Here is a 25,837-nt window from a genome sequence, read left to right as displayed (position 1 = left end):
TTGCCGCTGAAAACGTGTTCCGCCTTTTCCGCTCCGCCTGGGTCAAGATCCCAAATGCCTTTCGCTTATTTTCCCTTTTTCCTCGACCAGCTTCTCCTGGTCCCCCTTCTACCATTTGCGGGCTTCTCATGGAGGACTGTTGAGGCATTACGCCCAACAGTCCCTTTATTTACACCTTTTGTGCCACGTAATTCTGCAAGCACTCCAAAAAGAGTTCACCGTACTTCTCGTACTTCGCTTCCCCGACACCTTTTACCTGGAGCATGGCTTGTTTGTCGGTCGGGCAAAGACTGCTCATTTCCCGCAAGGTGCTGTCGTGGAAGATGACATAAGGAGGGACACCCTCGCGCTGCGAGATTTCTTTACGCAAAGAGCGCAATTGCTCGAACAAGGTGTCGTCTTCCGTCTGCTGGACGGGGCGAATGACGATTTTCTGCCAGACTTGCTCTTCGCCGCGCAGGACCGGCAATGCCCGCTCCCCGAGCTTAAGGATCGGGTACTGGCTTTCAGTTACTTGCAGATAGCCTTCCGCAATCAGAAGCTGGATCAAATCGACTATCTCTTTTTCCTTGTACTCCTTCATCACGCCATAGGTAGGCAGCTGGTCAAAGGAAAATTGCGTCACTTTTTTATTTTTGGAGCCTTTCAGCACTTGGGCCACAAGTGAGGCACCGAAGCGCTCCCTCATCCGCTTTACGCAGGAGAAGATTTTTTGCGCTTCCAATGTGATGTCTGCCAGCTCGCGGTCATCCGTACAATTGCCGCAGCGGCCGCATTCTTCCGCCGCTGTATCGCCGAAGTAGTGGACGATGTACTGCTGCAGGCATCGCGGGGTGCGGCAGTAATCGATCATCGCATACAACTTTTTGTACTCATGTTCTTTTCGTTCGTCGGACAAGACGTTTTGTTCGATGAAGAACGTCTGGGTCTGGATATCCTGGGGCTGGAACAACAAGACGCATTCGCTTGGTTCTCCATCCCGTCCGGCGCGGCCTGCTTCCTGGTAGTACGCCTCCAGATTTTTCGGCATGTTGTAGTGAATTACATAGCGGACGTTGGATTTGTCGATGCCCATGCCAAACGCATTGGTGGCGATCATTGTGCGCACGTCGTCGAAGAGAAAAGCTTCCTGGTTCTGCGCGCGTTCTTCCTCGGTGAGACCTGCGTGGTACTTGGTGACGGAAAAGCCGCGCTTGTGCAGATCGGCATGCAAGGCATCGACGTCTTTCCTGGTAGCCGCATAGATGATCCCCGCCTGCTGGCGATGGGCGCGCAGATACTCGTAGATGAAATCGCGGCGGTTTTCTCCACGGCGGACTGACAGGTTCAAATTGTTCCGGCCAAAGCCTGTAATGAAAAGTTGCTCGTCCCTCAAAGACAACTGGCGTCTGATGTCCGCTGTAACCTCAGGTGTCGCAGTAGCGGTCAACGCAGCCACGACAGGACGCTGCGGCAGCGAGTCCAGAAAACGGGCGATCTCCAGATAGCTCGGCCGGAAATCATGCCCCCATTGGGAGACGCAGTGCGCCTCGTCTACCGCCACAAAGGAGATGGGAACCTCCTCGATCAACGTCTGGAAAGAGTCCGATTCAAGCCGCTCTGGCGCGATATAGAGGAGCTTATACTCGCCGCGGGCTGCTTGTCTCAGTCGATCCCGCACCTCGCCGTAGCTCAAGGTGCTGTTGATCTGCGTAGCGGGTATCCCCATGCTGACCAGCACGTCCACCTGATCCTTCATCAGAGAGATCAGCGGGGAGATGACGATCGTTACTCCGTCGAAAAGCATAGCCGGGACCTGGTAGCAGATGGACTTTCCTCCGCCTGTCGGCATGATGCCGACTGTGTCGCGGCCTTCCAGCAAGCTGGTGATGATTTTCTTTTGGCCTTCCCGAAACGTCGGATAACCGAAATATTTCTGCAAAACCGCTTCTGCTCTATCTAACAAGAGAATCACCTTCTCTATACTTATTTGTCGTTAGTCTTTTCTAGTGTACTCGTCACATTTGGAACAAAACAAGGGTTCAAGGGCAAAAGGGCCGTATTGGGGGGAAATGGGAAATAGGATAGAATAGATAGAAAGATCAGTAGAGGAGGGCAAATATGAGTGAATTTGGGCTGTTTGGCAAGTTTACTGCAAAAGAAGGCGAACGTGACACATTAGTGAAAATTCTGTTGGAAGCAACGGAATCCATGAAGAGTCTGGACGAATGCCTTTTATATCTCGTAAATGTCTCCAACGATGAACCAAATGCTGTATACGTATATGAAGTCTGGAAAAGTGAACATGCCCATCAAGCCTCCCTGACTCTTGAATCTACCCAAACCTTGATAAAACGTGCAAAACCAATCATTACCGGGATCGAGAGAATCAGCACCTTACAGCCACGAGGCGGAAAAGGGCTGTAGGGCAGCTTGCTTTCGGCAACGAAAAAACGCCTGGATTGTATCGAATCCAAGCGTTTTTTGTGTCCTGTCATTCCTTTGGATGGATCATCTGCTCAGGTCTTACGATTTGATCGAACTGCTCCTCGGTCAACAGATTGCTTTTGATCGCCGCTTCTTTTAGCGTCAAGCCTTCCTTGTGGGCCAGCTTGGCGATGGAGGCGGCATTTTCGTAGCCAATGTGCGGATTCAAAGCCGTAACAAGCATGAGCGAGTTCTTCAGATTGCGCTCGATGACCGCCAGATTTGGCTCGATGCCGACAGCGCAATTCTCGGTAAAGGAATGCATCGCGTCCGTGAGCAGTCGCGCAGACTTCAGGAAATTGTCTATGATGACAGGCTTGAATACATTCAGCTCAAAATTGCCCTGGCTGGCGGCAAAACCAATCGCCGCATCGTTGCCCATCACTTGGCAGGAGACCATCGTCATGGCTTCGCTTTGAGTCGGGTTTACCTTGCCTGGCATGATCGAGCTGCCCGGCTCATTGGCCGGAATGGTGATCTCGCCGATGCCTGTGCGCGGGCCGCTTGCCAGCCATCTCACATCGTTGGCGATCTTCATCAGGTCAGCCGCCAGCGCCTTGAAGGCACCGTGTACATATACCAGCTCGTCGTGGCTGGTGAGAGCGTGGAATTTATTGATTGCCGTCTGGAAGGTCTTGCCCAATTGCTGACTGATCTCCTCCGCCACCATCTCGCCAAAACGAGGATGTGCGTTGATTCCCGTACCGACGGCGGTCCCGCCGATCGCCAGCTCTCGCAGGTAGTTCGCACTCTCCCGGATCATCTGTCCGCATTTATCCAGCATGCGGACCCAGCCGCTGATCTCCTGCCCCAATGTCAGCGGAGTGGCATCCTGCAGATGGGTGCGGCCGATCTTGATAATATCCATGAACGCGGAGCTCTTCTTTTGCAGGGTCTCTTGCAGTCTGGCCAACGCGGGCAGGACCTGGTCCTCGACTGCCACCAATGCCGCCATGTGCATCGCGGTAGGAAACGTATCGTTGGAGCTTTGCGACTTGTTTACGTCGTCATTCGCATGAATCCGCGCCGAGCTTCCGGCTTGCTCCAGCAGTTGGTTGGCTCGGTGCGCAATCACCTCGTTGACATTCATGTTTGATTGGGTACCGCTGCCCGTCTGCCAGACGACAAGCGGAAAATGCTCATCCCACTTCCCGGCGATCACTTCATCTGCAGCAGCTACGATTGCTTTCGCCTTCTCCTCATCCAGCTTGCCCAGCTTATGGTTGGCGAGCGCAGCGCTTTTTTTCAATACAGCAAGCATACGGACGACCTCCAATGGCATCCTCTCGCTGCCGATGCGGAAGTTTTGCAAGCTGCGCTGGGTTTGCGCGCCCCATAATTTGTCTGCCGGTACCTTCATCTCACCCAGTGTATCCTTCTCGATGCGGTAATCCATGTTATATCCCCTTTCTTTGGTATTCTCCGCTTTATCATGCCCAGCTTTTGCCTGTCGGGAATCACGAACCATAGAAGAAAGACCGATCCGCCTTTCCTTGGGCTGCAATCGGTCCTCGTCCATTTTACAGTTATCTGCTCTCCACTTCCACGGAAGCGATGTGGTCTACATGCTTGAGCGAGCTGTAAATATCCGTGGTATACGTATCTTCCGGTGCGGTAATCATCATCTCCAGCTTTTTCTGTCCGTTCTCGACATCCTTTACTTTTACCCGTTTCACCTGCATGTCCAGATGTTTAATTTGTTTGAATACCATATCCAAATCCCCGTGTTCCAGCACTACGATTTTGAGTGACAGGTCTCTTTGCCGCAGCGAACTGGGACCCAGCCATCTGAGAATCAGCGGGAATACGTTGATCGCCAGGATAATGAGAAGAGTCGCAGATACTGCTTCAAAATAAAAGCCTGCCCCTACCGCAATTCCCAATCCAGAGGCAGCCCATACCATCGAGGCGGTGGTCAGTCCGGAGATCACGTCATTGCTTCTGCGCAGAATCACGCCTGCCCCGAGAAAACCGACGCCGCTGACAATCTGGGCAGCGAGGCGCATCGCGTCCATATTCGTTCCGGAAGGCATGGAGAAGCGTGGCACGGATTGGATCGAGACGATCGTAATCAGACAACTGGCTACGGATATGACCATGCTTGTTTTGACACCAAGCGGCTTATGCTTGAGCTGTCTGTCTACGCCAATTAATAATCCTAAAAAAAGTGCGACACCCAGCTTCAATAAAAAATCAAGATCAAACGTCATCTGCTTCTTCTCCTTCCTCTACCGTCATGTTAGTTTTTCTTACATCACTATAACAAGTATACGTATATTTCAGGCATATTGTAAACATGCTTGATTCCCTTCATACGAAAAAAGGAAAATCCCATGAACTGAGATTTTCCATCAGTTATCATTCTCATATTTATGTGGCCGTCTCGCGAATCATTCGTTTTTGCAGCCGCAGCTGACGTCCGAAGAGGAAGATCGCACCGGCCGCCAAGCCTGAAATCAGCCCGATCCAGTACCCGTAAGCCATAAAGGAGGTGTACTGCGCCAGTACATACCCAAGCGGCAAGCCGATGACCCAGTACGAGACCAGTGCCACCACAAAAGGAACCGTAACATCCTTGTACCCCCGCAACACCCCCTGAATTGGCGCAGCTACCGCATCCGAAATCAGGAACAGGATGGAGTACATCAGGAAGCTCTGGGTCAGATGAAGCACTTGGACATCCGTCGTATAAAAGCCTGCGACCTGCTCATTGAAAACGTACAGGATGACCGCGAACAACAAGGCCAGGACAACAGCGCTGCCGATCCCTAAATAGCTGTATTGTCGGGCATCACGGAACCGCTTCGCTCCGACCTCAAAGCCGACCAGAATCGTCAACGACATGGAGATGCTCATCGGCACCATATAGATAAAGGAGGCAAAATTCATCGCCGCCTGATGCGCCGCAATCGTCACGGTGTTGTATTCACTCATCAGCAGGGTAACAGCGGCAAAAATGCTTACTTCAAAGAAAATGGAAAAGCCGATTGGCAGGCCCAGCTTGAGCAATTCTCGCCCCGCGCTCATAGAAAAGCGATACAGCTTGGTAAACAGGCCGAACTCTACAAAAGGCGATACACGCTTCACAACATAGAGACTGATGAGAAAAATGCACCAGTACGTGATCGCCGAAGCATACCCCGCTCCAACGCCGCCCAAGCGCGGAAAGCCGAATTTACCAAAAATTAGAAAATAATTCAGCACGACGTTGATCGGCAAGGAGATCAGCGTGATCACCATCGTAATTCGTGTCTCTCCCAAGGCATCGATAAAACAGCGAATGACCGTATACAAGAATAACGGCACGATGCCAATCGCAATCGCAAAAAGGAAATCATGCGCGATCTGCCGCACTTGCGGCTCCAACTGCATCATGTTGAGAAGCGAATTGAGGGTTAACGCTCCAACCACAATGACAACAGCCGAAATGATGATCGCCACGTACAAGGCCTGCATGACGGTGAACGGCACCTCGTTTTTCTTGTCCGCCCCCGCCATCTGGGCAACCATCGGCATCACAGCCATCAAGATCCCCGTCAAACCCGCCTGAACCGGCGCCCATAGGCTCGCACCGATGGCTACACCCGCCAAATCAACCGGACTTGCATGTCCTGACATGATCGTATCGAAGAATGTCATCGAAAACAGGGCTAATTGCGAGACCAAAATAGGCAGCAAGACAGTAAAGAATTGCCGCCATTTCGCTGACAAAGAAAAAGTTTCAATCATGGCTTTATACTTCCTCACCACGGCAAGCCCGTGAAAATATTTAATGGTAAATTATATCAGGAGGCACGCAACCATACAATAGGGAACATTTGGACAGCAGAAACCGCCAGGCGATGCCACACCTGACGGCTTCATGAAGCGATCTATTTACATCAGCAGAAGCGGAACTACTTTTCCGGCATTGACGTCGATCAAGCCCAGATCCGTGATTTTCAAGGCAGGGCTGACCGGCAAGGAGTGCGTCGAAATCGACATGATCGGGTTGTAATGCTGATAACCCAGTTCCTCCATCGCCCGGCGCAGCTGCTCGACTTCCTTCGCCGTCTTCTCCAGCGGCTCTTCCGTCAGAATGCCGCCTACCGGCAAATGAAGACTCGCCTTCACCTGGCCGTTCTCGACGACGACGAAGCCCCCCTGCATTTTGATTACTTCATTGGCTGCCACCATCATATCGAGCGGATTGTGGCCGACGACCAATAGATTGTGGTTGTCATGCGAGTACGTCGTCGCGACCGCCCCGCGCTTGATCGTATCCCCGCTGATCAAGCCGTAGCCGCGATTGCCGTTCTTGCCATAGCGCTCGAATACCGCGATCAGAGCGTACGGACTCTCTTCCCAGCACAATTCCCCTTCACGCACCTCCACGATTCCGCGATGATCCTCGGTAAACGTGGAGCCATCCTGCACCAGCATCACGCGACAAGGGTAACGGTTATCCGGCACATCGCATTTTACATGAAAATCGGATTCGCGCAGCGGCTCCAAGCGCACGCTCCGGTAAAAATGCTCCGGGAATTGCTTGGGCTGGGGCGACTGCACGTAGTCCTCGCGAGCATCATACGCCTTTTTCCCGTTTTTATACACCTGTTCGATTGTGAACTGCTCCAGGTCTGAGACCAGCAGGAAATCGGCAATTTTGCCTGGCGCAATCGCGCCGCGGTCATGCATTTTCATTCGACGCGCAGGCGTAAATGTACTGGCGTAGATCGCCCGCTCCGGCGGCATGCCCATCTGGATCGCCTTTTTCACGAGGTGGTTCAAATGTCCCCGATTATACAGCGAGTCCGTCATCACATCATCGGTCACGAAGCAAAAATGTTCTGCCACATCATGTTCGATCAAATACGAAATGACTTCCGGGGTCATCGATTTTTCCTGCACCTCGATGAACATGCCGGCACTGATTCTCGCTTCCATGCCCTCTACAGTCTGATGCGTATGGTCAGAGTCCACACCAGCGTAAAGCATTTTGTGCAGGTCCAGATCAAGCAGCTTGGGAACATGGCCCTCGATGACAAGATCCGGATAGTTATTGCGCAAGTAGTTCAAAATCTGGTTGGTCTTGCAGTCGGGATCGGTGATCACATCCACGTAGTTCATGATCTCGCCCATGCAGATCATCGACTCGTTTTGCAGCAGGTCCTCGATGTCCGCGATCTCGATGGCTCCCCCGGTCGTTTCCATCGAAGTAGCTGGCACCGAGCTGGGAATCGCGTATTTCATATCGACGACGCATTCGCGGCTCGCCCGGATCATCTCCTTGATCCCCTCGATTCCGAATACATTGGCCATCTCATGCGGCTCTGGCACAATCGTCGTTACGCCGTTTTGGATGAGTCCATATGAAAAGGTCTCTGGAGTGACCATCGTGCTTTCGATATGCAGGTGGATGTCCACCAGGCCCGGGATCAAGTACCGGCCTTCCCCTGCCAAAATGGAAGAGGCCTCAAAGGTATCCGTACCGCGCTGCCCGATATAGAGAAATCTTCCGTCCAGGACCGCGACGTTGCCTGCAATGAATGTTTTCAAATAGCTGTTAAAGACACGCACATCCTGAATCAGCAAATCTACTTTCATGCAAAACCACTCCTGTCGTTAGTCCACCAGCACCATTTTGTCTTTAGGGAAAAGCAGGTGAACGGTCTGCCCGCTTTTGTACGGGGTCTCCATTTCCTGATTGACTGTGAAATCTCCGAGATCAGTCTCGACCACATATTGATAGCTCCGGCCCAAAAACGTGCTGATCTTCACTGTCCCCGGCAAGCGATTTGTCTCCAGATCGGCTTGCGCTTCTGTCGTCACAATCAGGTCATCCGGTCGCATCGCGCATTTTTTGGCCTGGGCGTTCGCTGTACCCGGGTTGTGGGTAGCTGCGAAACGATGACCGCCCACCCGAAGCTCGATCTCGCCATCCTGTTCGGTGCGCTCCCCGAATGTAATGAAGTTGTTGAAGCCGATAAAGCGCGCGATAAATTCCGTTTTGGGATATTTGAAAATCGTCGCCGGATCATCCAGCTGCTCGATGACGCCTTTATTCATAATGGCCACGCGGTCCGAGATGGAGAAGCACTCCTCCTGGTCATGGGAAACGTAGACCGTGGTAATCCCTAGCTCTTGCTGGATGCGGCGAATCTCGACGCGCATATTGACCCGCAGATTGGCGTCCAGGTTGCTCAAAGGCTCGTCAAACAGCAAGAGGTCAGGCTGAATGACCAGCGCCCGGGCGATGGCTACACGCTGTCTCTGCCCGCCGGACAGCTCCTTGGGGAAGCGTTTTTCAAAGCCTGCCAGACTGACGACATCCAGGATCTGCTCGACCCGCTGCTTTACCTCTGTCTCGCTGACCTTGCGCAAACGAAGTCCGAACGCGACGTTGTCGAACACAGACATGTGCGGAAACAAGGCATAGCTTTGAAATACAAAGCCGAAATTGCGCTTGTTGACCGGTACACGCGTATAGTCTTTTCCATCAAATAAGAAGCGGCCGTCCTTCGCTTCCAGGAACCCTGCGATGAGACGCAAGGTCGTCGTCTTGCCGCAGCCGCTCGGGCCCAGGAGGGAAATAAGCTGGCCTTTTTCAATATTCAGGTTGAAGTCTTTTAAAATGTACTGATTGTCGTAGGCAACCGATACGTTTTCCAGCGTGAGCAATGCCATGTTTTCATGCCTCCGTTACCGTTTTGTAAAGTAGGAAAGCCCCATCATGCGCTCAATGATGAACATCAGGATCGCAGTAATGATCATGAGCAGCACCGAAAGAGCGGCAATCGTCGGATCGAAGTTGTTTTCCACGTAAGTGAGCATCTGGATCGGCAGTGTACTAACCCCAGGCCCCGTCATAAAGACCGAGATATCCACGTTGTTGAACGATTCCAGAAAGGCAATCAGAATCGCTGCTATGATGCCTGAACGGATATTGGGCAGCACGACCTTGAAAAACGTCTCGACCTTCCCGGCTCCCAGACTGAGCGCTGCTTCCTCGATCGCGAAGTCGAAGTTGGACAAGCTCGAGGCCACTACCCGGATGATGAACGGGAGCATGATCACGGTATGCCCGATCAACAGCCCCGCATAGATCGGCAAATTGTAGGTAATGATCACGTACTTGAGCATCGCAAAACCCATGACAATGCCCGGAATCAGGACAGGGGAGATGAAGACGGCGTTCAGCAGCCCTTTTCCCTTGAACTGAAAGCGGCTTAATGCGTATGCCGCCGGAACACCCAGCAGCAAGGCCAGCAGGTTCCCTACCAGCGAGACGAACATGGACGTGCCAAAGGTTGTCATGAACATCTTCACTTCAAAAATGTTTTCGTACCAGCGCCAGGAGAAGCCCTCCGGCGGGAACTTCAAGACTGTGCCAGGTTCAAATGACGTAAACGAAATGATGACGAGCGGCCCGAGCAAGAAAACGAACACCAGAAGTGTAAACAGGGCCAACCCGCGATTTTTTTCCTGCATACCCTTCTACCCCTTCGGATTTAATTTCGTCGCGATTTTATTCATCAGGCCAATCACCACAAACGTAATCACGATCATGATCGTCGCGATCACCGATGCCATGTGCCAATCGTTCAAGGTAATCGCATTCTGGTACAGGAACGTAGAGATGACGCCTTGTTTTCCTCCCAGCAAGGCAGGTGTCGTATAGGCAGTGAGACTGCCGACGAAGACCAGAATGCTGCCGATAATCAGGCCCGGCATGCTCAAGGGCAATATCACTTGGCGAAACGCTGTAAACCGGGAAGCGCCGAGACTTTCCGCCGCTTTCAGCAGATCGGGGTCGATATTCTCCATGACACCTACCAGCGTGATGATGATCAGCGGCAAAAACAGGTGGATCAACCCGATCATCATCGCAGTCGGGGTATACAAGATCTCCAGCGGCTTTTCAATCAGTCCGATCGAGAGGAGGGAGCTGTTGAGCAGCCCTTTTTTCCCGAGGATGATCATCCAGCTGAAGGAACGGACGACTGAGCTGGTGAGCAGCGGGAAGATCGCCAAAGCCAGCAGAATGCCTTTTTTACGCGCTCCCAGCTTGGAGATGTAATACGCTGCGGGAAAACCGAGCAGAATGCAGGCAATCGTTGTGACGAGGCTGACTCGCAGCGTCGTCCACAGGATTTTCAAATTGTACGGATCAGTAAGGAAGGTAAAATAGCCTTGTACAGTAAAGCTGCCTTCCTGGTAGAAGGTCGAAGCAATGGTCATCACGATCGGAATGACCAGAAACAGCGTCAAAAACAGGACGCCAGGTAGCAACAACAGATACATGCCCTTATTTTTCATCGCTTTAACTCCTGTTCGCGGTATCGTCAGGCTTTCAGCACGCGGATAAACTGATCAAAAAAGGCTTCTGCATCCACGTCCAGACACACGTTCATGTTCGGCTCTTTCATCAGCCGGTTCTGAAAATCACAGACCGTCTGCCCATCGCACAACTCGCTTTTTGTCTCCACGTCGACGTACAGCTTCTGCGTAGCCACCAGCTCCGGGAAGAGCGCCACTGCGACTGCCAGCGGATCATGCAGAGCGCAGGCACGAACGCCATTTCGCTCAAAGTACCGCTGCGTGTATTCCGATGTGCTTTGTCTCACGTAAGCAGCCATCGGAGTCTCACCCAACTCCTGGATATGGGATTCATGCAGCAATACCCTGCGCGTCACATCGAGGCCAACCATCGTAAGCGAGGGAAAACCGGCGTGAAATACGACCTTGGCGGCTTCAGGATCTACATACATGTTGTACTCGGCTGTCGGAGTGACATTGCCGTGCTCCTTTACGACCCCGCCCATGAAAATCACTTCCTGGACCTGGTGGACCAGCTCGGGGTATTTGCTGACAGCCAAAGCGAGGTTGGTCAGGGGACCGGTCATGATCAACGTCACTTCACCGGGATGCTTTTTTACTTGCTCAATCATAAAATCCGGGGCAAAGCCTTCCTGCGGCTTGGTATCGGCCTGCATATCGCGCAACGCGCCTCCCAGACCATCCTCCCCGTGAATCCGATGTTCAAAATAGACGTGGCGCAGCAATGGGCGGGATGCTCCGCGTATCACCGGAATTTCTTGTCCGGCTTGCAGGAAGTCCAGGATTTTGCAGGTATTCTCCGTAGCCTTGGCCAAGGAGACATTGCCGTTTACCGTCGTTATTCCCAGCACATCACATGCACCGCTTTTGACAGCCAGCATGATGCCCAGCGCATCATCTACCCCCGTATCCACATCCAAGACGATCTTTTTCATACGCCAACCTCCTTTTTAAAAAAAGCAAGGGTATATACGGTTTCGCTATACCCTTGCTTTTTCGATTCCCCGTGCTTATTGAACGATTTCACGGTTCCAACGGTCAATCCATGCTTTGGATTTCTCGTTGACTGCTTTCATGTCTAGCTTGCGCAATTTGCTGATGGTTTCCTCGCCATAGGTAATGCCCTTGGCTTCTTCGTCAGTCAGGGAAAGCGTCTTGTTTACAGGAGAGTCTACTTTGGCTTTTGCCGCCTTCTCTTGAACTTCCTTGCTCAGCTGGTAGTTGATAAAGTCTTCGGCAAGCTCTTTGTTTTTGCTGCCCTTCACGATATTGACGGTATTCATGACAGCGTATCCGCCTTCTTCAGGAGAGACGAATTTTGCCTCTGGCACAGCAGCCTGGATGTCTTTGAAGTACATTTCCATGATCGGGCCTACTGCAATCTCTTCCTGGGTGAACATATTCACGTACTCAGAGGTTTTGTCGTAGTATTTGACAACTCCGCTGTTGATCTCTTTCATTTTGGCGAAAGCCTGATCCTCATTGAAGCTTTGGTTCCCCGCTACCAGCGAGGCAGCATCCAGGATCATCGGTCCAGTCGTGGAAGTGATGTTCGGCAATGTCAGCTTGCCGGTCAACTCTGGATTCCACAGATCTGCCCAGGATTTGATTTCGGTTTTGACCAGATTCGGATTATAGGCGATGCCGAATTGACCGATGGTATACGCAGGGCCGTAATCTTCCCCGAGGGGAGCTTTGGCGATGTCGTAAATTTCATTCAGGTTGGGAATGCGGCTGCGGTCAATCTTTTCAAACACTCCGGCATCGATTCCTTGTTGCGCATAGTAGTCGGAGAGGTAGATCAAGTCTACAGAAGAACTGCCCTGGCGAATCTTATTCAGGCGTTCGGCGTTGTTTCCGATCTCCAATACGATCTCGACGTTATGCTCTTTTTCAAATGGCTCATAAATCTCTTTGCGGAAGAAGTCCTCCGAGAAACCCCAAGTGGAGATGACCAATTTGGTTGGCGCTCCTTTTGAAGCTTCGCCATTCTCCCCTGCTGGCTGGGTTTGTTCTCCCCCGCCACAGCCTGCCAGCGCCAGCGAAAGGGCGGAAACGGAAAGTAATGATGTAAAAAGCTTTTTCATGTGATATGACCCCCATTTTTTGGTAAATAAAGAAAAGAAAAGTACCCTTGGTTAGAAAAATTCCTTCTAAACAAGAGCACTTTTCTTCGTAAACAAAGAGAAGCACATCTGTTTGATCGAATACCGGGTCTTTCCTTAAGATGAATCAAAAGAAAAAATCCCAGTCATCCATTCAAAGTATTCTCATTTTCATTTGCATCCGACAAAATGATGTTCGTGATCGCCCACTGAGTTGCTGCGTCATAATCACGCAATACAGCCTCCATCTGCAAGCCCAGTTCTTCTTCCAGACGTTCCCTCAACCTTTTTTTATAGAGAAGGGACATGCGAAAATCTACTTCCAGCTTGAGCGCGGGCGCTTCTCCTTCCAATGCTGCTGAACGGGGTGAACGCCGGTGCTTGGCCTGGAAGGTAATCAGGTTGCCGTCAATCGTTACTCTCAGGAGAGTTGTCCCAAACCCGAACAACTCCTTGGCTATCTCGTTATACAGATGAGATAGCTTTTTTCTGCTTTCGCTATTGTCCTGTATAGTCATGACATCACCTGCAAGATAACTTTTCAGGCTTTTCCACTCCCTCATTATACATATGATAATCATCATTTTCAATAGAATATTCGTATTTTGCTTCTTTTTCTTGGAGGGCCATGCTGTTAATATTCATCTTTTGAAGAAAAGGTTTGACAGATATAAATTTTCCATATATAATCCAACTAACCAAGTGAGAATATAAGTTTTTTCTTCACGCCAATTTCATATCACCAAACATCTCTTATAGAGAGAGGTAGAGGGACTGGCCCAATGAAACCTCGGCAACCTATCCATGCGGATATGGTGCCAATTCCAGCGGAAATCATTCCGGAAGATAAGAGAGGAAGCAGCGACTTTTTTCGTGTTGTCTAGTGACCTCTTCTTTTCAAGAAGAGGTTTTTTGATGTGCAATGTGATGTGCAAAGCAAAAAACCTCTGATCTTTGTGGCTTCATTGTTTCAAATAATATAGACAAAAAGAAAAAGGGGAGAACTACATTGAAAAAGACAGGTTTTTTGCTTTCATCATTTCTGCTCGCTGCCGCATTGCTGACAGGTTGCGGAGCAAAGGAAGAAGCTGCCCCGGCAGGAGCAGCCGCTGAACAGACAAAAGTAAAGGTTGGCGTTACGGCAGGACCGCACGAAGAAATCATGAACAAGGTAAAAGAAGTAGCGCAAGCAAAGGGACTGGAAGTAGAAGTTGTGGTTTTCAATGACTATGTACAGCCAAACCAAGCGCTCGATAAAGGAAACCTGGATGCCAACAGCTTCCAAACCATTCCTTTCCTCGATAAATTCAATGCTGACCACAAGACCAAAATCGTCATAGCAGACAAAACGGTTACCTTTCCGATGGGACTCTACTCCACCAAGCATAAAAATGTAGCGGATGTTCCTGAAGGAGGCGTCGTAGGTATCCAGAACGACCCATCCAACCGCGCTCGCGCTCTGAAGCTATACGAAGCTGCTGGATTGATCAAACTAAAAGAAGGAGTAGGGGATAATGCTACTCCGCAGGATATCATCGAGAATCCGAAAAACCTGGAATTCAAAGAACTGGAAGCCGCTTTCCTGGCACGTTCCCTTGGAAACGTAGAGCTGGCGAGCATCAATACGAACTTCGCCATGTCGGCCGGCTATTCTCCGAAGAAAGATTCGATCTTCTCTGAGACATCTGATTCACCTTATGTGAACGTAATCGCCGTAAACGAACCGAATAAAGATAATCCTGCCATTAAAAAACTGATTGAAGCTTACCGTTCTGAAGAAGTGAAGAAGTTTATTGAGGAACACTTCGATGGAGCTGTCCTCCCGTCCTGGTAATACAGGAAATTCGCACAGCAAGGAGACTGGATAGATGATTCAGCTAACAGAGATCCACAAGACGTACAAGGTGGGAAACAAACAGGTTGAAGCCTTGAAGGGCGTATCACTGAACGTAGAGAAAGGTCAAATTTTCGGAGTGATTGGTTTTAGCGGCGCGGGGAAAAGCACCCTTCTGCGAACGATCAACCTGCTCGAAAAGCCAACAAGCGGCTCAGTAGTCGTCAATGGTCAGGATATGCTGTCGCTGAAGGAAAGCGAGCTTCGCCAGGCGCGCAAGAAGATCGGGATTATCTTCCAACACTTCAATCTGCTTTCTTCCTATAATGTCTATGACAACGTAGCAGAGATTCTGCGCATGAACAAAGTGCCGAAGAATGTCATTGAAAAGAAAGTGAAGGATTTGCTCCGACTCGTCGGCCTGGAAGATAAGGCGAACTCTTATCCCTCCCAGTTGTCCGGGGGTCAGAAGCAGCGCGTCGGGATCGCCCGCGCGCTCGCTACTGATCCGGAAATTCTGCTTTGCGACGAAGCGACTTCAGCGCTCGACCCGCAAACCACCGAATCGATCCTGGATCTGCTGCTGGACATCAATCGCCAGTTCAATCTGACTATCGTCCTGATCACGCACGAGATGCAAGTGATTAAAAAGATTTGCGACCGTGTCGCGATCATGGAGAACGGACAGGTTATCGAACAGGGCTCCGTGCTGGACGTATTCAGCAATCCGCAACAACCGACGACGCGCAACTTTATCAAAACGATTTTCGACGATGAAGTTCCCGCAGAAATTTTGTCCAACATCAAGCCGAGCGGTCCTGCTGCCAAAATCCTTCGCGTCGCTTTTCGCGGTGATGCCGCACTCGATCCCGTCCTGGGCAATCTGTCGGCGCGTTTCCCGGTGACAACCAATCTGCTGTACGGTTCGATCACGTCCATCAAGGGAACTGCGCTGGGCATTCTGCTTTTGCACATCTCCGGCGAAGAGAAGGCCGTACAGGAAGGCATTGAATTCTTGCGACAATCCGTATACAAAGTGGATATCGTGACACGAGAGGAGGCAGCCAGATAATGGACCGTTTAGTCGAGATGATCCCTTTATTTACGAAATCCTTGGAAGAGACCGTCATCATGGTAGGCGTCTCCTTGTTCATTGCTACCGTGATCGGAATTCCTTTGGGCATATTGCTCGTGGTGACACAGGGCAATCACCTTTTCCCGAACAAGACACTGTTCCACATCCTGAATGTGATCATCAACATCGTACGCTCGCTGCCGTTCATCATCCTGATGGTCGCGATTATTCCCTTTACGGAATTGGTCGTCGGAACCTCGATCGGGATTGAAGGGGCGATCGTCCCATTGATCGTATACACTGCGCCGTACATCGCGCGTCTGATGGAAACAGCGCTGCTGGATGTCGACCGAGGAGTTATCGAAGCGTACCAAGCGATGGGCGCTTCCCGTACGCAAATCATCTTCCGCATCATGCTGCGCGAAGCCAGACCAGGAATCGTCTTGTGCTTGACGATTGCCACTATCGGTCTGATCGGCGCTACCGCGATGGCAGGTGCTGTCGGTGCAGGGGGTCTGGGTGACCTGGCATTGCGTTACGGTTATCAGCAATGGGATATTGAAGTGATGCTGATTACAGTCGTGATTCTGATCATAATGGTTCAGGCCATTCAATCTCTCGGCAACTGGGCAGCGAAAAAATTGAAAAAGAATGCCTAGTATCCTAATTCCAAGCGAAAACCTCTAACCTTGCGTTAGGGGTTTTTTGCTACGGCAAAATTTTCACGAAATGTTTCATTGTCACCACCCATCATATTCGTGTAGACTTATAAGTAAGCTAGACAAACAGAGAGGGGCTACCTGATAGATGAAAAAACTCATCATGATACTGGTTGCGTTTATGCTTGTACTTGCTCCTGCCGGCTTCCAATACGATCATGCCGATGCAAAAGGATACAAGTCGGGCAAAAAATCATTCTCGAATACAACACCAACGAATACACAAACACCTGGCACGACAAATTCCGGTGTGAACTCTCCAACCAATAAGACATCCACGCCATCCAACGCTCCTGCAGCCGCAACAACAAACAAGGCTGGCGGTTTCATGGGCGGCGGCTTTATGAAAGGTCTCATGCTGGGCGGTTTGGCTGGCCTGCTGTTTGGCGGCTTGTTCGGCAGCATGGGCGCTTTGGGTGAAATCCTTGGCCTCATGATCAACTTGCTGGCGGTTCTGGCGATCGTCGTGCTGATCCGTAAAATCATTGTTTATTTCAAAACACAACGCACACAGAAGCAGGAACCAAACCCATGGAAAAAATAATCTTCGCTGAAGAACATCTGATCAACGCCATTTGCATTCATGTGGCGAGTAAAAAACAGATTCAACCCCAGGACGTGGAAGTCGAGCTGATGTGGGATGAGGAATACGGCTTTTCCGCAGAGGTGTACTCCTTGGGCAGAAAGCAGGTTTTCATCGAGATCAATCTGATTGAAGCGATTCGTTACTACCTGGAGACTCAGATGCAGCTCAACCCTTATACGGCCGGCATCGAGCTGGTTCTGGATGAAGAAGAAGGCATCATGGCACACGTCACTTATCGAGGCTAACGATTGATTCCATCATAGAGGCTGTCCCAAAAGGTCATGCAAATGGCCGGGGGACAGCTTTTTTTGATACAATGGAAATACCAACTATTTCGAAAAAAGGTAAAAAGGGTATAACATGCTCAAATTCCTGTTTCAAAAAAGAACCGTTCAAGTCGTCTGCCTGTTGCTTGCCTGGTTTGTTATTCACGTCCTGCTCGTGAGCCTGGACGGGTTTCAAGATGACCTCCAAAAAGTCGATGTAGGCGTCGTATTGGGCAACAAAGTGGAGCTGGACGGGACGCCGTCGGAGAGGTTGCGATACCGTTTGGATAAGGCTGCACAGCTTTATCAAGAAGGGTATTTTCCGTACATTCTGGTCAGTGGCGGAGTCGGCATGGAAGGCTTTGATGAAGCAGAGGTGATGAAGGGTTACCTCGTGCAAAAAGGGATACCGAGCGACAGGATCATCACGGACAATAGGGGCGTAAACACGAGAATGACCGCGCTGAATACCCGAAAAATTCTGGATGACCACGGACTCGAGTCGGTCATGGTGATTACGCAGTTTTACCATATCAGTAGGACAAAGCTCGCCTTTGCCCAGGCCGACTTCGCTCCTGTCTATTCGGCACATGCAGAGTATTTGGAATGGCGGGATCTCTATTCGCTATTCAGAGAATTTTTTGCTTATTATCAATACCTGCTAAAACAATAATGTCCCCTGTCGCAGCTTTCACTGCGAGAGGGGACATCACGATCATGAGGCTTCATCAGCCTACCATTTTACGTTTTTCAGCACTTCGGCCGCCATTTGAGAAGTGGATTCCAGACCGCCGCCGGAAAGGTACCAGTAGTTTGGATCCAGATAGATCACATTTCCGTCTTTAAATGCTTTCGTGCCTTTTACCAGCTCGTTTTCAACCAGTTGCTTGCCTGTCGTATCAGCGGCATTGACAACGCTGCGATCGATGACAAACAGATAGTCAGGGTTTTTCTCTGCTACATACTCATAGGATACGCTTTGTCCATGTGTGGATACTTCGATCTTGTCATCAGCAGGGGCAAAGCCAAACACGTCATGCAGAATACCGAAGCGGGAGCTTGGGCCGTAGGCACTGATTTTGCCTTCGTTCGTCAGGATAATCAATGCTTTTTTATCTTGGGCTGCTGCTGTTTTCTCTTTCAGCTGCTTGATGCTGTCATCGATTTTCGCCAGCTCGGCATCCACTTCAGCTTCTTTGCCAAAGATGGTTCCGAGTGTCTTCATGTTTTCAGTAAAGGATTCCATGTATTTGGTCGTATCGACACCCAAGAAGATGGTTGGCGCGATTTTGTTCAGCTCTTCGTAAGCCTCTTGCTGTCTTCCGGAGATCAGAATGACATCTGGCTTCATGGCATTGATTTTTTCAAAATCAGGCTCTTTCAAGCCACCTGCATTTTTGTATTTGGCATCCTCGTATTTTTTCAGATACGGAGGAATATTGGCTTGCGGTACGCCTGTTACCTCAATACCCAGTCGGTCGAGGGAATCCAATACCCCAAAGTCAAAGACTACGACGTTTTGCGGGTTCTTCTTAATCTTCGCTTCACCCAGTTTATGCTTGATGGTCAGTTCCTCCGCTGCTGGAGCTGCTGCGTTGGTTTGCGGAGCCTCTGTGTTTGTGTTGGCTGCTGGTGCTGGATTTGTCGCTGTATTGGCGGAACCGCATGCAGCTGCAAACACAGCCAGCAATCCCGTCATCAACAGCATGGTCATTTTTTTCTTCACTTCTATCACCTCTAGGGATTTATGAAATTTTTTATTTAAAATTATTGCTGACGCCGAAAACCGTACGCCAACAAAATAATTTTAACTAAGCATAATAGACGCAAATGCGGTTCTCGTCGATGTCCTCGATCTGGATGTCCATATCGTAGACATCTTTCAAAATCTGCGAGTTGATAATCTTGTCTGTCGAACCTTCCTCGATCACCTTGCCGTCTTTCAATGCGACGATATAGTCGGAGTAGCAAGAAGCAAAGTTGATATCATGGATGACGATGACGACGGTCTTGCCCAGCTCATCTACCAGCCGACGAAGCACTTTCATGATCTGGACCGAGTGTTTCATATCCAGGTTGTTCAACGGCTCATCCAAGAGTATGTACTCTGTGTTTTGAGCGATGACCATCGCGATGTAGGCACGTTGTTTTTGTCCGCCACTCAATTGGTCCAGGAACTTGTGCTGGATGTCCTCCAGTTCCATGTAGCGAATGGCCTCATCGACATGCTTCCAATCCTCTTTGGTGAGGTTTCCTTGCGAGTAAGGGAAACGCCCAAAGCTGACCAGCTCCCGAATCGTCAATCGGATCGAAATGTGATTCGATTGTTTCAGAATGGAGATCTTTTTCGCCAGCTCCTGACTCTTGGTTTTGCTGATCTCCTGTCCCTCCAACAGAATCTCACCCTGATCCTTCGTCAACAGCCGGCTGATCATGGACAGCAGGGTACTTTTCCCCGCACCATTCGGCCCGATGAAGGACGTGATTTTTCCCTTGGCAATCTTCAGGGAAACATCTTCCACGACGTATTTGTTGCTGTAGCGTTTTGAGACATTTCTTACTTCTATCATGCCTTATTCTCCTTTAGCAGAAGATAAATGAAGTAAACCCCGCCGATGAAGTTGACAATGACGCTGATGGTCGTCGAGAACGTAAAGACTCTCTCGACAATCAAGAGTCCGCCTACCAATGCGATGATGCTGATCAACGAAGCGCCGAAAAGCAAGTAAGAGTGCCGGTAGGTCTTCATAAACTGGTAGGCGACGTTGGCGACGAGCAGTCCCAGGAAGGTGATCGGCCCTACCAACGCGGTGGCAATCGATACGAGAATCGCGATGACAATCAACAGGCGCTTCACAACGTAGTCGTAATCGACTCCCAGATTGATCGCGTCATCCCGCCCCAGTGACAATACATCCAAATACTTCAGGAATGGCCTGAGGTACAAGATGATTCCGAGGACTAACACACAACTGATAACCAGCAAATCGGTGTTCACATTATTGAAGCTGGCAAACATTCTGTCCTGCAAGATCATAAATTCATTGGGATCGATCAGCACCTGCAAGAACGACGCGAGACTGTTGAACAACGTGCCGAAGATGAGCCCGATCAATAGCAGGAAGTAGATGTTCCTTCCCTCTCGCTTGAACAGCACCTTGTAGAGGAGTGCTGCGAAGAGGATCATCAGACCCACCGAGAGAACGAAGTTGAGGTTTTTATCCATCGCCGTCTTGCTCGCCGAGCCCAGGAAAAAGATCACGAAGGTCTGGATAAACATGTAGAGCGAGTCCAGTCCGATGATGCTCGGCGTCAAAATCCGGTTGTTGGTAATGGTTTGAAAGATAACGGTAGAGATCGCGATGACGCTTCCGGTAAGAATGATCGCCAGGATCTTCTTAAATCGTCTAGGCAGGACATAGTCCCAGTTGCCGCCAGCATCGATCAGCATAAAGATGGCGATCAGGACAATGGCAACGAGTGCGAGAACTCCGATTTTCGTTTTCATTGCTTTCATTGTTCATAGGCCCTTCTTCTCATAAGTAAGAAAATGAAAATTCCGCTGCCGATGACGCCTACCATCAAGCCAATCGAGATTTCGTATGGAAAAATGATCAGGCGGCCCAGAATGTCACAGAACAGGACAAAGACGGCTCCGAGCAAAGCGGTATGCACAAGGCTCTTTTTCAGGTTGTCTCCCAGGTAGAGTGTGACGATGTTCGGGATGATCAACCCGAGAAACGGAATCGTTCCTACCGTGAGAATCACCACGGAGGTGACCATCGCTACAATCGTCAATCCGATATTGACAACCTGCTTGTAATTGAGCCCCAGGTTGATGGAAAACTCTTCACCCATGCCGGCAATCGTGAATCTGTTGGCAAACAGATAGGCAATGATGACGAGCGGGATGCTGATGTACAGGATTTCGTAGTTGCCTTTCAAGATCGAAGAGAAATCTCCGTGCAGCCATGAACCGATATTCTGGAGCAGATCGTACTTGTAGGCAAAGAACGTCGTAATCGAGCCTACGATATTTCCAAACATCAACCCCACCAAGGGAATGAAAATGGTGTCCTTGAACTTTACGCGATCCAGGATCTTCATGAAGATATACGTTCCCAGCAGCGCAAAAACGAAAGCAACAAGCAAACGAAGCAGCGGTGGAGCGTCCGTGAACAGCATCATGGCGACCAGGATCCCGAAACGCGCCGAGTCCTCCGTCCCCGCAGTCGTCGGAGAGACGAACTTGTTGCGCGTAAGCTGCTGCATGATCAGACCTGCAATACTCATGCTGATCCCGGCAATGATAATGCTGACTAACCGCGGAATGCGACTGATCCACAAGATTTGCGTGGACTCTTCTGTCAAGTCAAACAAGTCCAGCGGCGATATGTCCTTGACCCCGATAAACAGGGAGACAAAGGATAATAGGATAAGCGTTACAAGCAGGTATCTAAGCTTCATAGTTCTTCCCCGAAATTCCACGGTATTTTGGATATGCTCCCCATTAATAAAGAGATTCATTATCAGTAATAGCGATATTCATTCTCAATTAAGATCTTACAGTAGTTATATTAGCACTTTCAAATAAGATGTTAAAGTCTTTTTTTCAATTCCAGCCCATTTCGTCGCGAATCATCATGAAAACAGCCACTACCAGCTTGGGGCAGTGGCTGTTTTCGTGTTCTCTTTATTCTCCCGATTGGGGCGCTATATTCGACGCTTCCGGCGCTTGCTCCGGCAACGCCGGCTGCATCAAAACGGGTTCAATCTTCGGGTCCACCATCAGCTTGTACACGGGTACGAATTCCACATGCTGCGGCACCCTGACTCGTGCCGGCTCATGTGAACCGCCATCAGCAGGAAGCGCCCCCTGCTGCAAATAGAGATAGCCGCCTACTGCGCCAGCCGCCACCAGCACGATCAAGCCCGTCACGACTGTGCCTTTTTTACGAAAAAACTTGACCAGCGGATGTGTCGTTTCGCTTCGCACTTCGTCCAACAGCTTTCGGAAGTCGGCATTGCGTATCGCATACCAGCGCTTGCGCCATTCCTTCTGACGCAGCCGCTGCCCCCTCTCTTCCGCAAAAAACGATTTGAGCGCGTTGCGGAACGCCGGCTCCAGCTGTTTGCCCGTAAAAAACATCCGTTGCGTCATCGCCCATTGCAGAAAAGCGTGAACCGCATCGTCGCCCCCGCCTTTTTCGACGTAGGCAATCATCTCCGCATAGCGGAAAGCGGCCTGCTGGCTCTCATCGGCCACATGGAAAATCAACGCGACCTTTGCGAAGCTCTCTTCCCGCAGAGGGATGACCAGCATGTTTTGAAGCAGCTTTTGCTGGCTCTCGATGTCATTGCCGTCCCATTTGCGGAAAAACTCCTCTGGTTCCGGGATCTCCGATAGCTCTCCCAGCGACGCCACATTCATCATCATGTCCAGCTTGTTGCGCGCTTCCAGATCGAGCCCATCAAAAAAGGTTTGCGGCTTGTCTTCCAGCAACGACAAAATCTGATCGAAATCTTTTTGGGACAAGGTATCCAGAGCAACCTTCTTCAACAGCGTCTTGTCAACCTCATCCAAAAGCTCCTCCGCGTAGCTGGGGGAACCGGCAAAGTTGTCAAAGAAATGGTGGATCTGCATCGCTGCATCCAGTCTTTTCCGTTCCTCGATCATCAGACCGATCAGCTTCGGTATGGTAGTCGTGGCGAAGAAAGGATGCCGAATCGCCAGAGGGGCGTTCTTTGCCCAAAATTCGATTTCCTTGAGCATCTGCGTGATCGTGGCGACTGCCTTCAGCCGCTCTACCAGATATTCCTCGAACAACGGCTTGGCCAGCACTTTGTAGCCCAGCACCTGCCGCATCAGCGCGTGAAACAGATCACGGTATCCGCTCACATGCTGATATACCTCTGCGACATAGCTGGTCTTTTGAAGATTCTTGCCCTTGGACAGCACATCGATCACATACTGGACCTTCTCTGCTTTCTCAACCTCGTTGCGGGCGACAGCAAAGGAGTCAGCGACCTGCTTGACCACTTCGAGCTCGGGCCAAATCTGCTGGGAGAGCGCTTTGGATTCCAACAAAAACAATGCACGCATGAGTTCGTGCAAACGATCCTTCTTGAGGAGTTGAGCTTGGCGCAGATAGTGGTTGAGCACCTGCCAGATCGCAGGACGATTGCTCTCATAGACCGACATGCGACCTTTTTCGATTTGATAGAGAGCGCATAACTGGTAGTACGTCACAAGACTTAATCCGGTCTGGCGATCCGCTCCCTGCAGCACCTCCTCGCAAAACTCATGAAACGATGCGAGAATGCGAGAGTCCTGCAAAAACTCCCAGGCAAAATCGAGATACTCATGCTTTCCTTCCGTCAGCTCTGTGTTGAGCAAACGCTGGCTGGCAAAGTCAAAGAGAAAATCCTTGTCGTTTTGCCCGTTTCCAGGCCGGATGCTGCCCGCTTCCACGAACATCAGATGGATGTGCTTTTTGCTCTGCGGCTCATCGCTGTATGTAAGAAACCCAAAATGCCTGCGCATCACATAGGGCAGGCAGGTATAGAGGATTTCCAGGAGTTGATGGGCCTGCGCGGTAGATTCGGCTATATCGCCCGGCAAACTGATAAAAACCTTCTTTTTCCCCGAAAGCGAGAGCATGATGGCATGCAGCAATTGCTTGAATACCGTTTGATCGATTCCCAGCCGTTGCAGGACCTGCCGTCTGTCCTGCCCTGTCGTTCCTTGCTTGTAGGGAAGCTCGTCCAGACCTGGCAATTCCTTGCCTTTTGCTTCGTCATGCTGCTTTTGAAAGGATTCGACGCCAAAGATCCGCGCCGGTTCCCGGATAAACGCATCGCTGAGCTGAGCCGGGATCACGTAATTATGGCTGAAGAACGTATTGCGCTGCCCGGTAAAATCGGCGCCGACAAACACGCTTTGTCCAAGCACCAGCTCCCCCGTCTCCGCGCGAAAACAGACAAGCGCTTTGGGATAGCGGGATACATCCGCTTCCGATCGCTCTTGCAATTGTCGGGGTGCCTGATAGACACAGAACGGATGGAGCGTCTTTTTGATGAATTGATTGTCCAGCCCAGGTGATTTGGCGACGGTATCATAGCCTTCATTGGCCCGAAAGATCCCTTGGCGCCCACGGGTGTAATACTGCTGCAAGATGAGCGGCCGACTCACTAACGCTCCCTCCCCTCGATGTAGTCAAGCTGATGCAGGAGCCAGATGAACGGTTCGTCTACGCGCATCGGAGTGACGACACCGCTGACCTTCTGGTTGACTGGATTGCTGCCCAGGGCCGATACGGCAAAATAGGCCACGTTGGTAAAGTACACCTCAAGCGCATCCTTGAACGGGCGGTCCACCTTCTCGATAAAACGGCTGACCTCGCCATTGATATTTTCAAATTCGGCTGTGTTCAGGTACTGCTGGTGCACGAAGTTGCGGAAGATGTTGCTGTTGGGCTTGATATAGGTCCCTTCCTCTTCCTTGATCGCATGAAGCATGTCGCTCTTCGTCAGGACGACTGCTGTCGGGATATGGGTCTTGCTGCTCTCCTGATAGCCGATAAAGTTCTCGAACAAGGTAATGACGACCTCACGCGGCTCGTCGTAACGGGCGGTAAATTCCCCCGGCTCGTCGCCTGCCTGCAGCAGAAAACGGTCTCGAATCGTCTTGATCTGCAACGGATCGACGAGGAACAAAATCCCCGACGAATTCTTCACATGTGCGGCGTACAGCTCCAGGTATTCCCGGTCGACCATCCCCTCGCCGGCCACATCGAAAAACACCAGAATCAACGGCGCTTTCTCGCTGTCCTTGAAGATAAATTGGAAGATAAACGGCTCCTGCCGCTTCTCTTTTTGCGTGGAATCCAGCAGCTGGCCGCGCTCAAACAGCGGCGCTTCGTACTGCTCGCGGAATTTCCGGCTGATCTGGGCATTGAGCGGCATGCAGGCTGCATCGAAATGGTTCGCTGTCGTATTCTGCAGGGTGTGGATCAACGAAGTCATATAGACCGACTTGCCGACCTGGGACGCCCCTACGATCGAAATGATGTTGCTCGGCGCCTTTCCTGCCGTGATCGGTAGCTCGTTGTGGCATTTCGGACAGAGCCTGCGCTTGGAGACGACGCCGTACCGGTCCGTGACGCCGATCAGCACCTGATCCACATACAGGTGATTTTCCTCCGGGATCGATTCGGGATCAATCACCGCTTCGATCTCCTCGATGGCATCCAGCCCAAATTTGTCGCGGTAGGCGTTCAGCAGATGGTCTTCCTGCAGGGCGTAGTCCTCGTCGTCGGGACGGTAATGGGCCGCCCGAAAGACGACTTCATCCGGCCCGAATTTGGAAAAGCAAAACGGACAGACGATATCATAAAAAGGAAGTCTTTCCTTTACTGGCTGTTTCTTCTCAAACATGTTCTTCAAAAAGGTAAACATGCTCTCCCCT

At 50.7% G+C, this 25,837-nt stretch carries 24 protein-coding genes and 1 riboswitch; of the genes, 7 read left to right on the top strand and 17 right to left on the bottom strand.

The genetic code is table 11. The features are described from left to right. Positions 1–169: 169 nt before the first annotated feature. A complete protein-coding gene (gene recQ / locus EDM58_RS21695) occupies positions 170–1,945 on the bottom strand; it encodes a DNA helicase RecQ (RefSeq protein ID WP_122915186.1) in 1,776 nt (591 codons plus the stop codon). Positions 1,946–2,100: 155 nt separating this feature from the next. Here recQ and EDM58_RS21690 point away from each other — a divergent pair, with 155 nt between their 5' ends. Continuing rightward, entirely contained in the window at positions 2,101–2,406 is a 306-nt protein-coding gene (locus tag EDM58_RS21690) for a putative quinol monooxygenase (protein WP_122915185.1), read from the top strand. A gap of 67 nt (positions 2,407–2,473) precedes the next feature. Here EDM58_RS21690 and fumC read toward each other — a convergent pair whose 3' ends face one another. The 10 genes from fumC to EDM58_RS21640 all read right to left on the bottom strand — a co-directional run bounded on the left by fumC (position 2,474) and on the right by EDM58_RS21640 (position 13,408). Next, a complete protein-coding gene (gene fumC / locus EDM58_RS21685) occupies positions 2,474–3,862 on the bottom strand; it encodes a class II fumarate hydratase (RefSeq protein WP_122915188.1) in 1,389 nt (462 codons plus the stop codon). A 130-nt stretch (positions 3,863–3,992) separates the two neighbouring features. Further along, positions 3,993–4,676, bottom strand: coding sequence for an MgtC/SapB family protein (locus EDM58_RS21680; protein WP_122915184.1), 684 nt, complete (start codon positions 4,674–4,676; stop codon positions 3,993–3,995). 160 nt (positions 4,677–4,836) lie between these two features. Continuing rightward, complete coding sequence (locus EDM58_RS21675; protein ID WP_122915183.1) at positions 4,837–6,195, bottom strand: MATE family efflux transporter; 1,359 nt, start codon at positions 6,193–6,195, stop codon at positions 4,837–4,839. A gap of 147 nt (positions 6,196–6,342) precedes the next feature. Further along, a complete protein-coding gene (locus tag EDM58_RS21670; RefSeq protein ID WP_122915182.1) occupies positions 6,343–8,052 on the bottom strand; it encodes an adenine deaminase in 1,710 nt (569 codons plus the stop codon). Positions 8,053–8,070: 18 nt separating this feature from the next. Continuing rightward, positions 8,071–9,132 carry an ABC transporter ATP-binding protein gene (locus EDM58_RS21665; protein ID WP_122915181.1) on the bottom strand — a complete coding sequence of 354 codons (1,062 nt, stop codon included), beginning with the start codon at positions 9,130–9,132 and terminating at the stop codon, positions 8,071–8,073. A gap of 15 nt (positions 9,133–9,147) precedes the next feature. Continuing rightward, positions 9,148–9,936, bottom strand: coding sequence for an ABC transporter permease (locus tag EDM58_RS21660; RefSeq protein ID WP_023559218.1), 789 nt, complete (start codon positions 9,934–9,936; stop codon positions 9,148–9,150). Between the two features lie 6 nt (positions 9,937–9,942). Further along, complete coding sequence (locus tag EDM58_RS21655; RefSeq protein WP_122915180.1) at positions 9,943–10,764, bottom strand: ABC transporter permease; 822 nt, start codon at positions 10,762–10,764, stop codon at positions 9,943–9,945. Positions 10,765–10,790: 26 nt separating this feature from the next. Continuing rightward, positions 10,791–11,720 (bottom strand): nucleoside hydrolase, encoded by a 930-nt coding sequence (locus EDM58_RS21650; RefSeq protein ID WP_122915179.1) that lies wholly within the window; start codon positions 11,718–11,720, stop codon positions 10,791–10,793. Between the two features lie 75 nt (positions 11,721–11,795). After that, on the bottom strand, positions 11,796–12,872 hold the full coding sequence (locus EDM58_RS21645) for an ABC transporter substrate-binding protein (protein WP_122915178.1): 1,077 nt from the start codon (positions 12,870–12,872) through the stop codon (positions 11,796–11,798). A 164-nt stretch (positions 12,873–13,036) separates the two neighbouring features. After that, entirely contained in the window at positions 13,037–13,408 is a 372-nt protein-coding gene (locus tag EDM58_RS21640) for a DUF2294 domain-containing protein (RefSeq protein ID WP_122915177.1), read from the bottom strand. A gap of 232 nt (positions 13,409–13,640) precedes the next feature. Next, a riboswitch (SAM riboswitch) is annotated at positions 13,641–13,743 on the top strand. Between the two features lie 156 nt (positions 13,744–13,899). On the opposite strand from EDM58_RS21640, the gene EDM58_RS21635 reads away from it, so the two are divergent. From EDM58_RS21635 to EDM58_RS21610, 6 genes are all read left to right on the top strand, one after another. Next, positions 13,900–14,724, top strand: coding sequence for a MetQ/NlpA family ABC transporter substrate-binding protein (locus tag EDM58_RS21635; protein ID WP_122915176.1), 825 nt, complete (start codon positions 13,900–13,902; stop codon positions 14,722–14,724). A 34-nt stretch (positions 14,725–14,758) separates the two neighbouring features. After that, positions 14,759–15,796 carry a methionine ABC transporter ATP-binding protein gene (locus EDM58_RS21630; RefSeq protein WP_122915175.1) on the top strand — a complete coding sequence of 346 codons (1,038 nt, stop codon included), beginning with the start codon at positions 14,759–14,761 and terminating at the stop codon, positions 15,794–15,796. Then, positions 15,796–16,458 (top strand): methionine ABC transporter permease, encoded by a 663-nt coding sequence (locus EDM58_RS21625; protein ID WP_122915174.1) that lies wholly within the window; start codon positions 15,796–15,798, stop codon positions 16,456–16,458. Before EDM58_RS21630 ends, EDM58_RS21625 begins: the two co-directional genes overlap by 1 nt. Positions 16,459–16,606: 148 nt before the next feature. Beyond that, a complete protein-coding gene (locus EDM58_RS21620) occupies positions 16,607–17,062 on the top strand; it encodes a hypothetical protein (RefSeq protein WP_122915173.1) in 456 nt (151 codons plus the stop codon). Next, positions 17,050–17,349 carry a YxcD family protein gene (locus tag EDM58_RS21615; protein ID WP_122915172.1) on the top strand — a complete coding sequence of 100 codons (300 nt, stop codon included), beginning with the start codon at positions 17,050–17,052 and terminating at the stop codon, positions 17,347–17,349. The genes EDM58_RS21620 and EDM58_RS21615 overlap by 13 nt, the downstream gene beginning before the upstream one ends. 115 nt (positions 17,350–17,464) lie before the next feature. Beyond that, positions 17,465–18,043 carry a YdcF family protein gene (locus EDM58_RS21610; RefSeq protein WP_122915171.1) on the top strand — a complete coding sequence of 193 codons (579 nt, stop codon included), beginning with the start codon at positions 17,465–17,467 and terminating at the stop codon, positions 18,041–18,043. A 60-nt stretch (positions 18,044–18,103) separates the two neighbouring features. On the opposite strand, the gene EDM58_RS21605 is transcribed toward EDM58_RS21610, so the two are convergent. From EDM58_RS21605 to EDM58_RS21580, 6 genes are all read right to left on the bottom strand, one after another. Continuing rightward, on the bottom strand, positions 18,104–19,096 hold the full coding sequence (locus EDM58_RS21605; RefSeq protein WP_122915170.1) for a siderophore ABC transporter substrate-binding protein: 993 nt from the start codon (positions 19,094–19,096) through the stop codon (positions 18,104–18,106). A gap of 85 nt (positions 19,097–19,181) precedes the next feature. Continuing rightward, complete coding sequence (locus EDM58_RS21600; RefSeq protein ID WP_023559205.1) at positions 19,182–19,940, bottom strand: iron ABC transporter ATP-binding protein; 759 nt, start codon at positions 19,938–19,940, stop codon at positions 19,182–19,184. Further along, the gene (locus EDM58_RS21595) at positions 19,937–20,878 is read right to left on the bottom strand and encodes an iron chelate uptake ABC transporter family permease subunit (protein WP_122915187.1); all 942 of its coding nucleotides are present in this window, start codon (positions 20,876–20,878) and stop codon (positions 19,937–19,939) included. The genes EDM58_RS21600 and EDM58_RS21595 overlap by 4 nt, the downstream gene beginning before the upstream one ends. Positions 20,879–20,883: 5 nt before the next feature. Next, on the bottom strand, positions 20,884–21,837 hold the full coding sequence (locus EDM58_RS21590; RefSeq protein ID WP_023559203.1) for an ABC transporter permease: 954 nt from the start codon (positions 21,835–21,837) through the stop codon (positions 20,884–20,886). Between the two features lie 226 nt (positions 21,838–22,063). Continuing rightward, positions 22,064–24,562 (bottom strand): GAP1-N2 domain-containing protein, encoded by a 2,499-nt coding sequence (locus tag EDM58_RS21585; RefSeq protein WP_122915169.1) that lies wholly within the window; start codon positions 24,560–24,562, stop codon positions 22,064–22,066. Then, complete coding sequence (locus EDM58_RS21580) at positions 24,562–25,827, bottom strand: TRAFAC clade GTPase domain-containing protein (RefSeq protein ID WP_122915168.1); 1,266 nt, start codon at positions 25,825–25,827, stop codon at positions 24,562–24,564. Before EDM58_RS21580 ends, EDM58_RS21585 begins: the two co-directional genes overlap by 1 nt. Positions 25,828–25,837 lie beyond the last annotated feature (10 nt).

Origin of the sequence: Brevibacillus panacihumi, assembly GCF_003710985.1 — a bacterium.
GTDB classification, from domain to species: Bacteria; Bacillota; Bacilli; order Brevibacillales; family Brevibacillaceae; genus Brevibacillus; species Brevibacillus panacihumi.
Note: the sequence above shows the minus strand (reverse complement) of the source record. Positions and strands in the feature narration are given on the sequence as shown.

Bases quoted from the DNA above. Each gene is read 5' to 3' on its own strand.
- EDM58_RS21690 (WP_122915185.1), top strand. From the start codon at position 2,101: ATGAGTGAATTTGGGCTGTTTGGCAAGTTTACTGCAAAAGAAGGCGAA.
- fumC (WP_122915188.1), bottom strand. From the start codon at position 3,862: ATGGATTACCGCATCGAGAAGGATACACTGGGTGAGATGAAGGTACCG.
- EDM58_RS21680 (WP_122915184.1), bottom strand. From the start codon at position 4,676: ATGACGTTTGATCTTGATTTTTTATTGAAGCTGGGTGTCGCACTTTTT.
- EDM58_RS21675 (WP_122915183.1), bottom strand. From the start codon at position 6,195: ATGATTGAAACTTTTTCTTTGTCAGCGAAATGGCGGCAATTCTTTACT.
- EDM58_RS21670 (WP_122915182.1), bottom strand. From the start codon at position 8,052: ATGAAAGTAGATTTGCTGATTCAGGATGTGCGTGTCTTTAACAGCTAT.
- EDM58_RS21665 (WP_122915181.1), bottom strand. From the start codon at position 9,132: ATGGCATTGCTCACGCTGGAAAACGTATCGGTTGCCTACGACAATCAG.
- EDM58_RS21660 (WP_023559218.1), bottom strand. From the start codon at position 9,936: ATGCAGGAAAAAAATCGCGGGTTGGCCCTGTTTACACTTCTGGTGTTC.
- EDM58_RS21655 (WP_122915180.1), bottom strand. From the start codon at position 10,764: ATGAAAAATAAGGGCATGTATCTGTTGTTGCTACCTGGCGTCCTGTTT.
- EDM58_RS21650 (WP_122915179.1), bottom strand. From the start codon at position 11,720: ATGAAAAAGATCGTCTTGGATGTGGATACGGGGGTAGATGATGCGCTG.
- EDM58_RS21645 (WP_122915178.1), bottom strand. From the start codon at position 12,872: ATGAAAAAGCTTTTTACATCATTACTTTCCGTTTCCGCCCTTTCGCTG.
- EDM58_RS21640 (WP_122915177.1), bottom strand. From the start codon at position 13,408: ATGACTATACAGGACAATAGCGAAAGCAGAAAAAAGCTATCTCATCTG.
- EDM58_RS21630 (WP_122915175.1), top strand. From the start codon at position 14,759: ATGATTCAGCTAACAGAGATCCACAAGACGTACAAGGTGGGAAACAAA.
- EDM58_RS21625 (WP_122915174.1), top strand. From the start codon at position 15,796: ATGGACCGTTTAGTCGAGATGATCCCTTTATTTACGAAATCCTTGGAA.
- EDM58_RS21620 (WP_122915173.1), top strand. From the start codon at position 16,607: ATGAAAAAACTCATCATGATACTGGTTGCGTTTATGCTTGTACTTGCT.
- EDM58_RS21615 (WP_122915172.1), top strand. From the start codon at position 17,050: ATGGAAAAAATAATCTTCGCTGAAGAACATCTGATCAACGCCATTTGC.
- EDM58_RS21610 (WP_122915171.1), top strand. From the start codon at position 17,465: ATGCTCAAATTCCTGTTTCAAAAAAGAACCGTTCAAGTCGTCTGCCTG.
- EDM58_RS21600 (WP_023559205.1), bottom strand. From the start codon at position 19,940: ATGATAGAAGTAAGAAATGTCTCAAAACGCTACAGCAACAAATACGTC.
- EDM58_RS21595 (WP_122915187.1), bottom strand. From the start codon at position 20,878: ATGAAAACGAAAATCGGAGTTCTCGCACTCGTTGCCATTGTCCTGATC.
- EDM58_RS21590 (WP_023559203.1), bottom strand. From the start codon at position 21,837: ATGAAGCTTAGATACCTGCTTGTAACGCTTATCCTATTATCCTTTGTC.
- EDM58_RS21580 (WP_122915168.1), bottom strand. From the start codon at position 25,827: ATGTTTACCTTTTTGAAGAACATGTTTGAGAAGAAACAGCCAGTAAAG.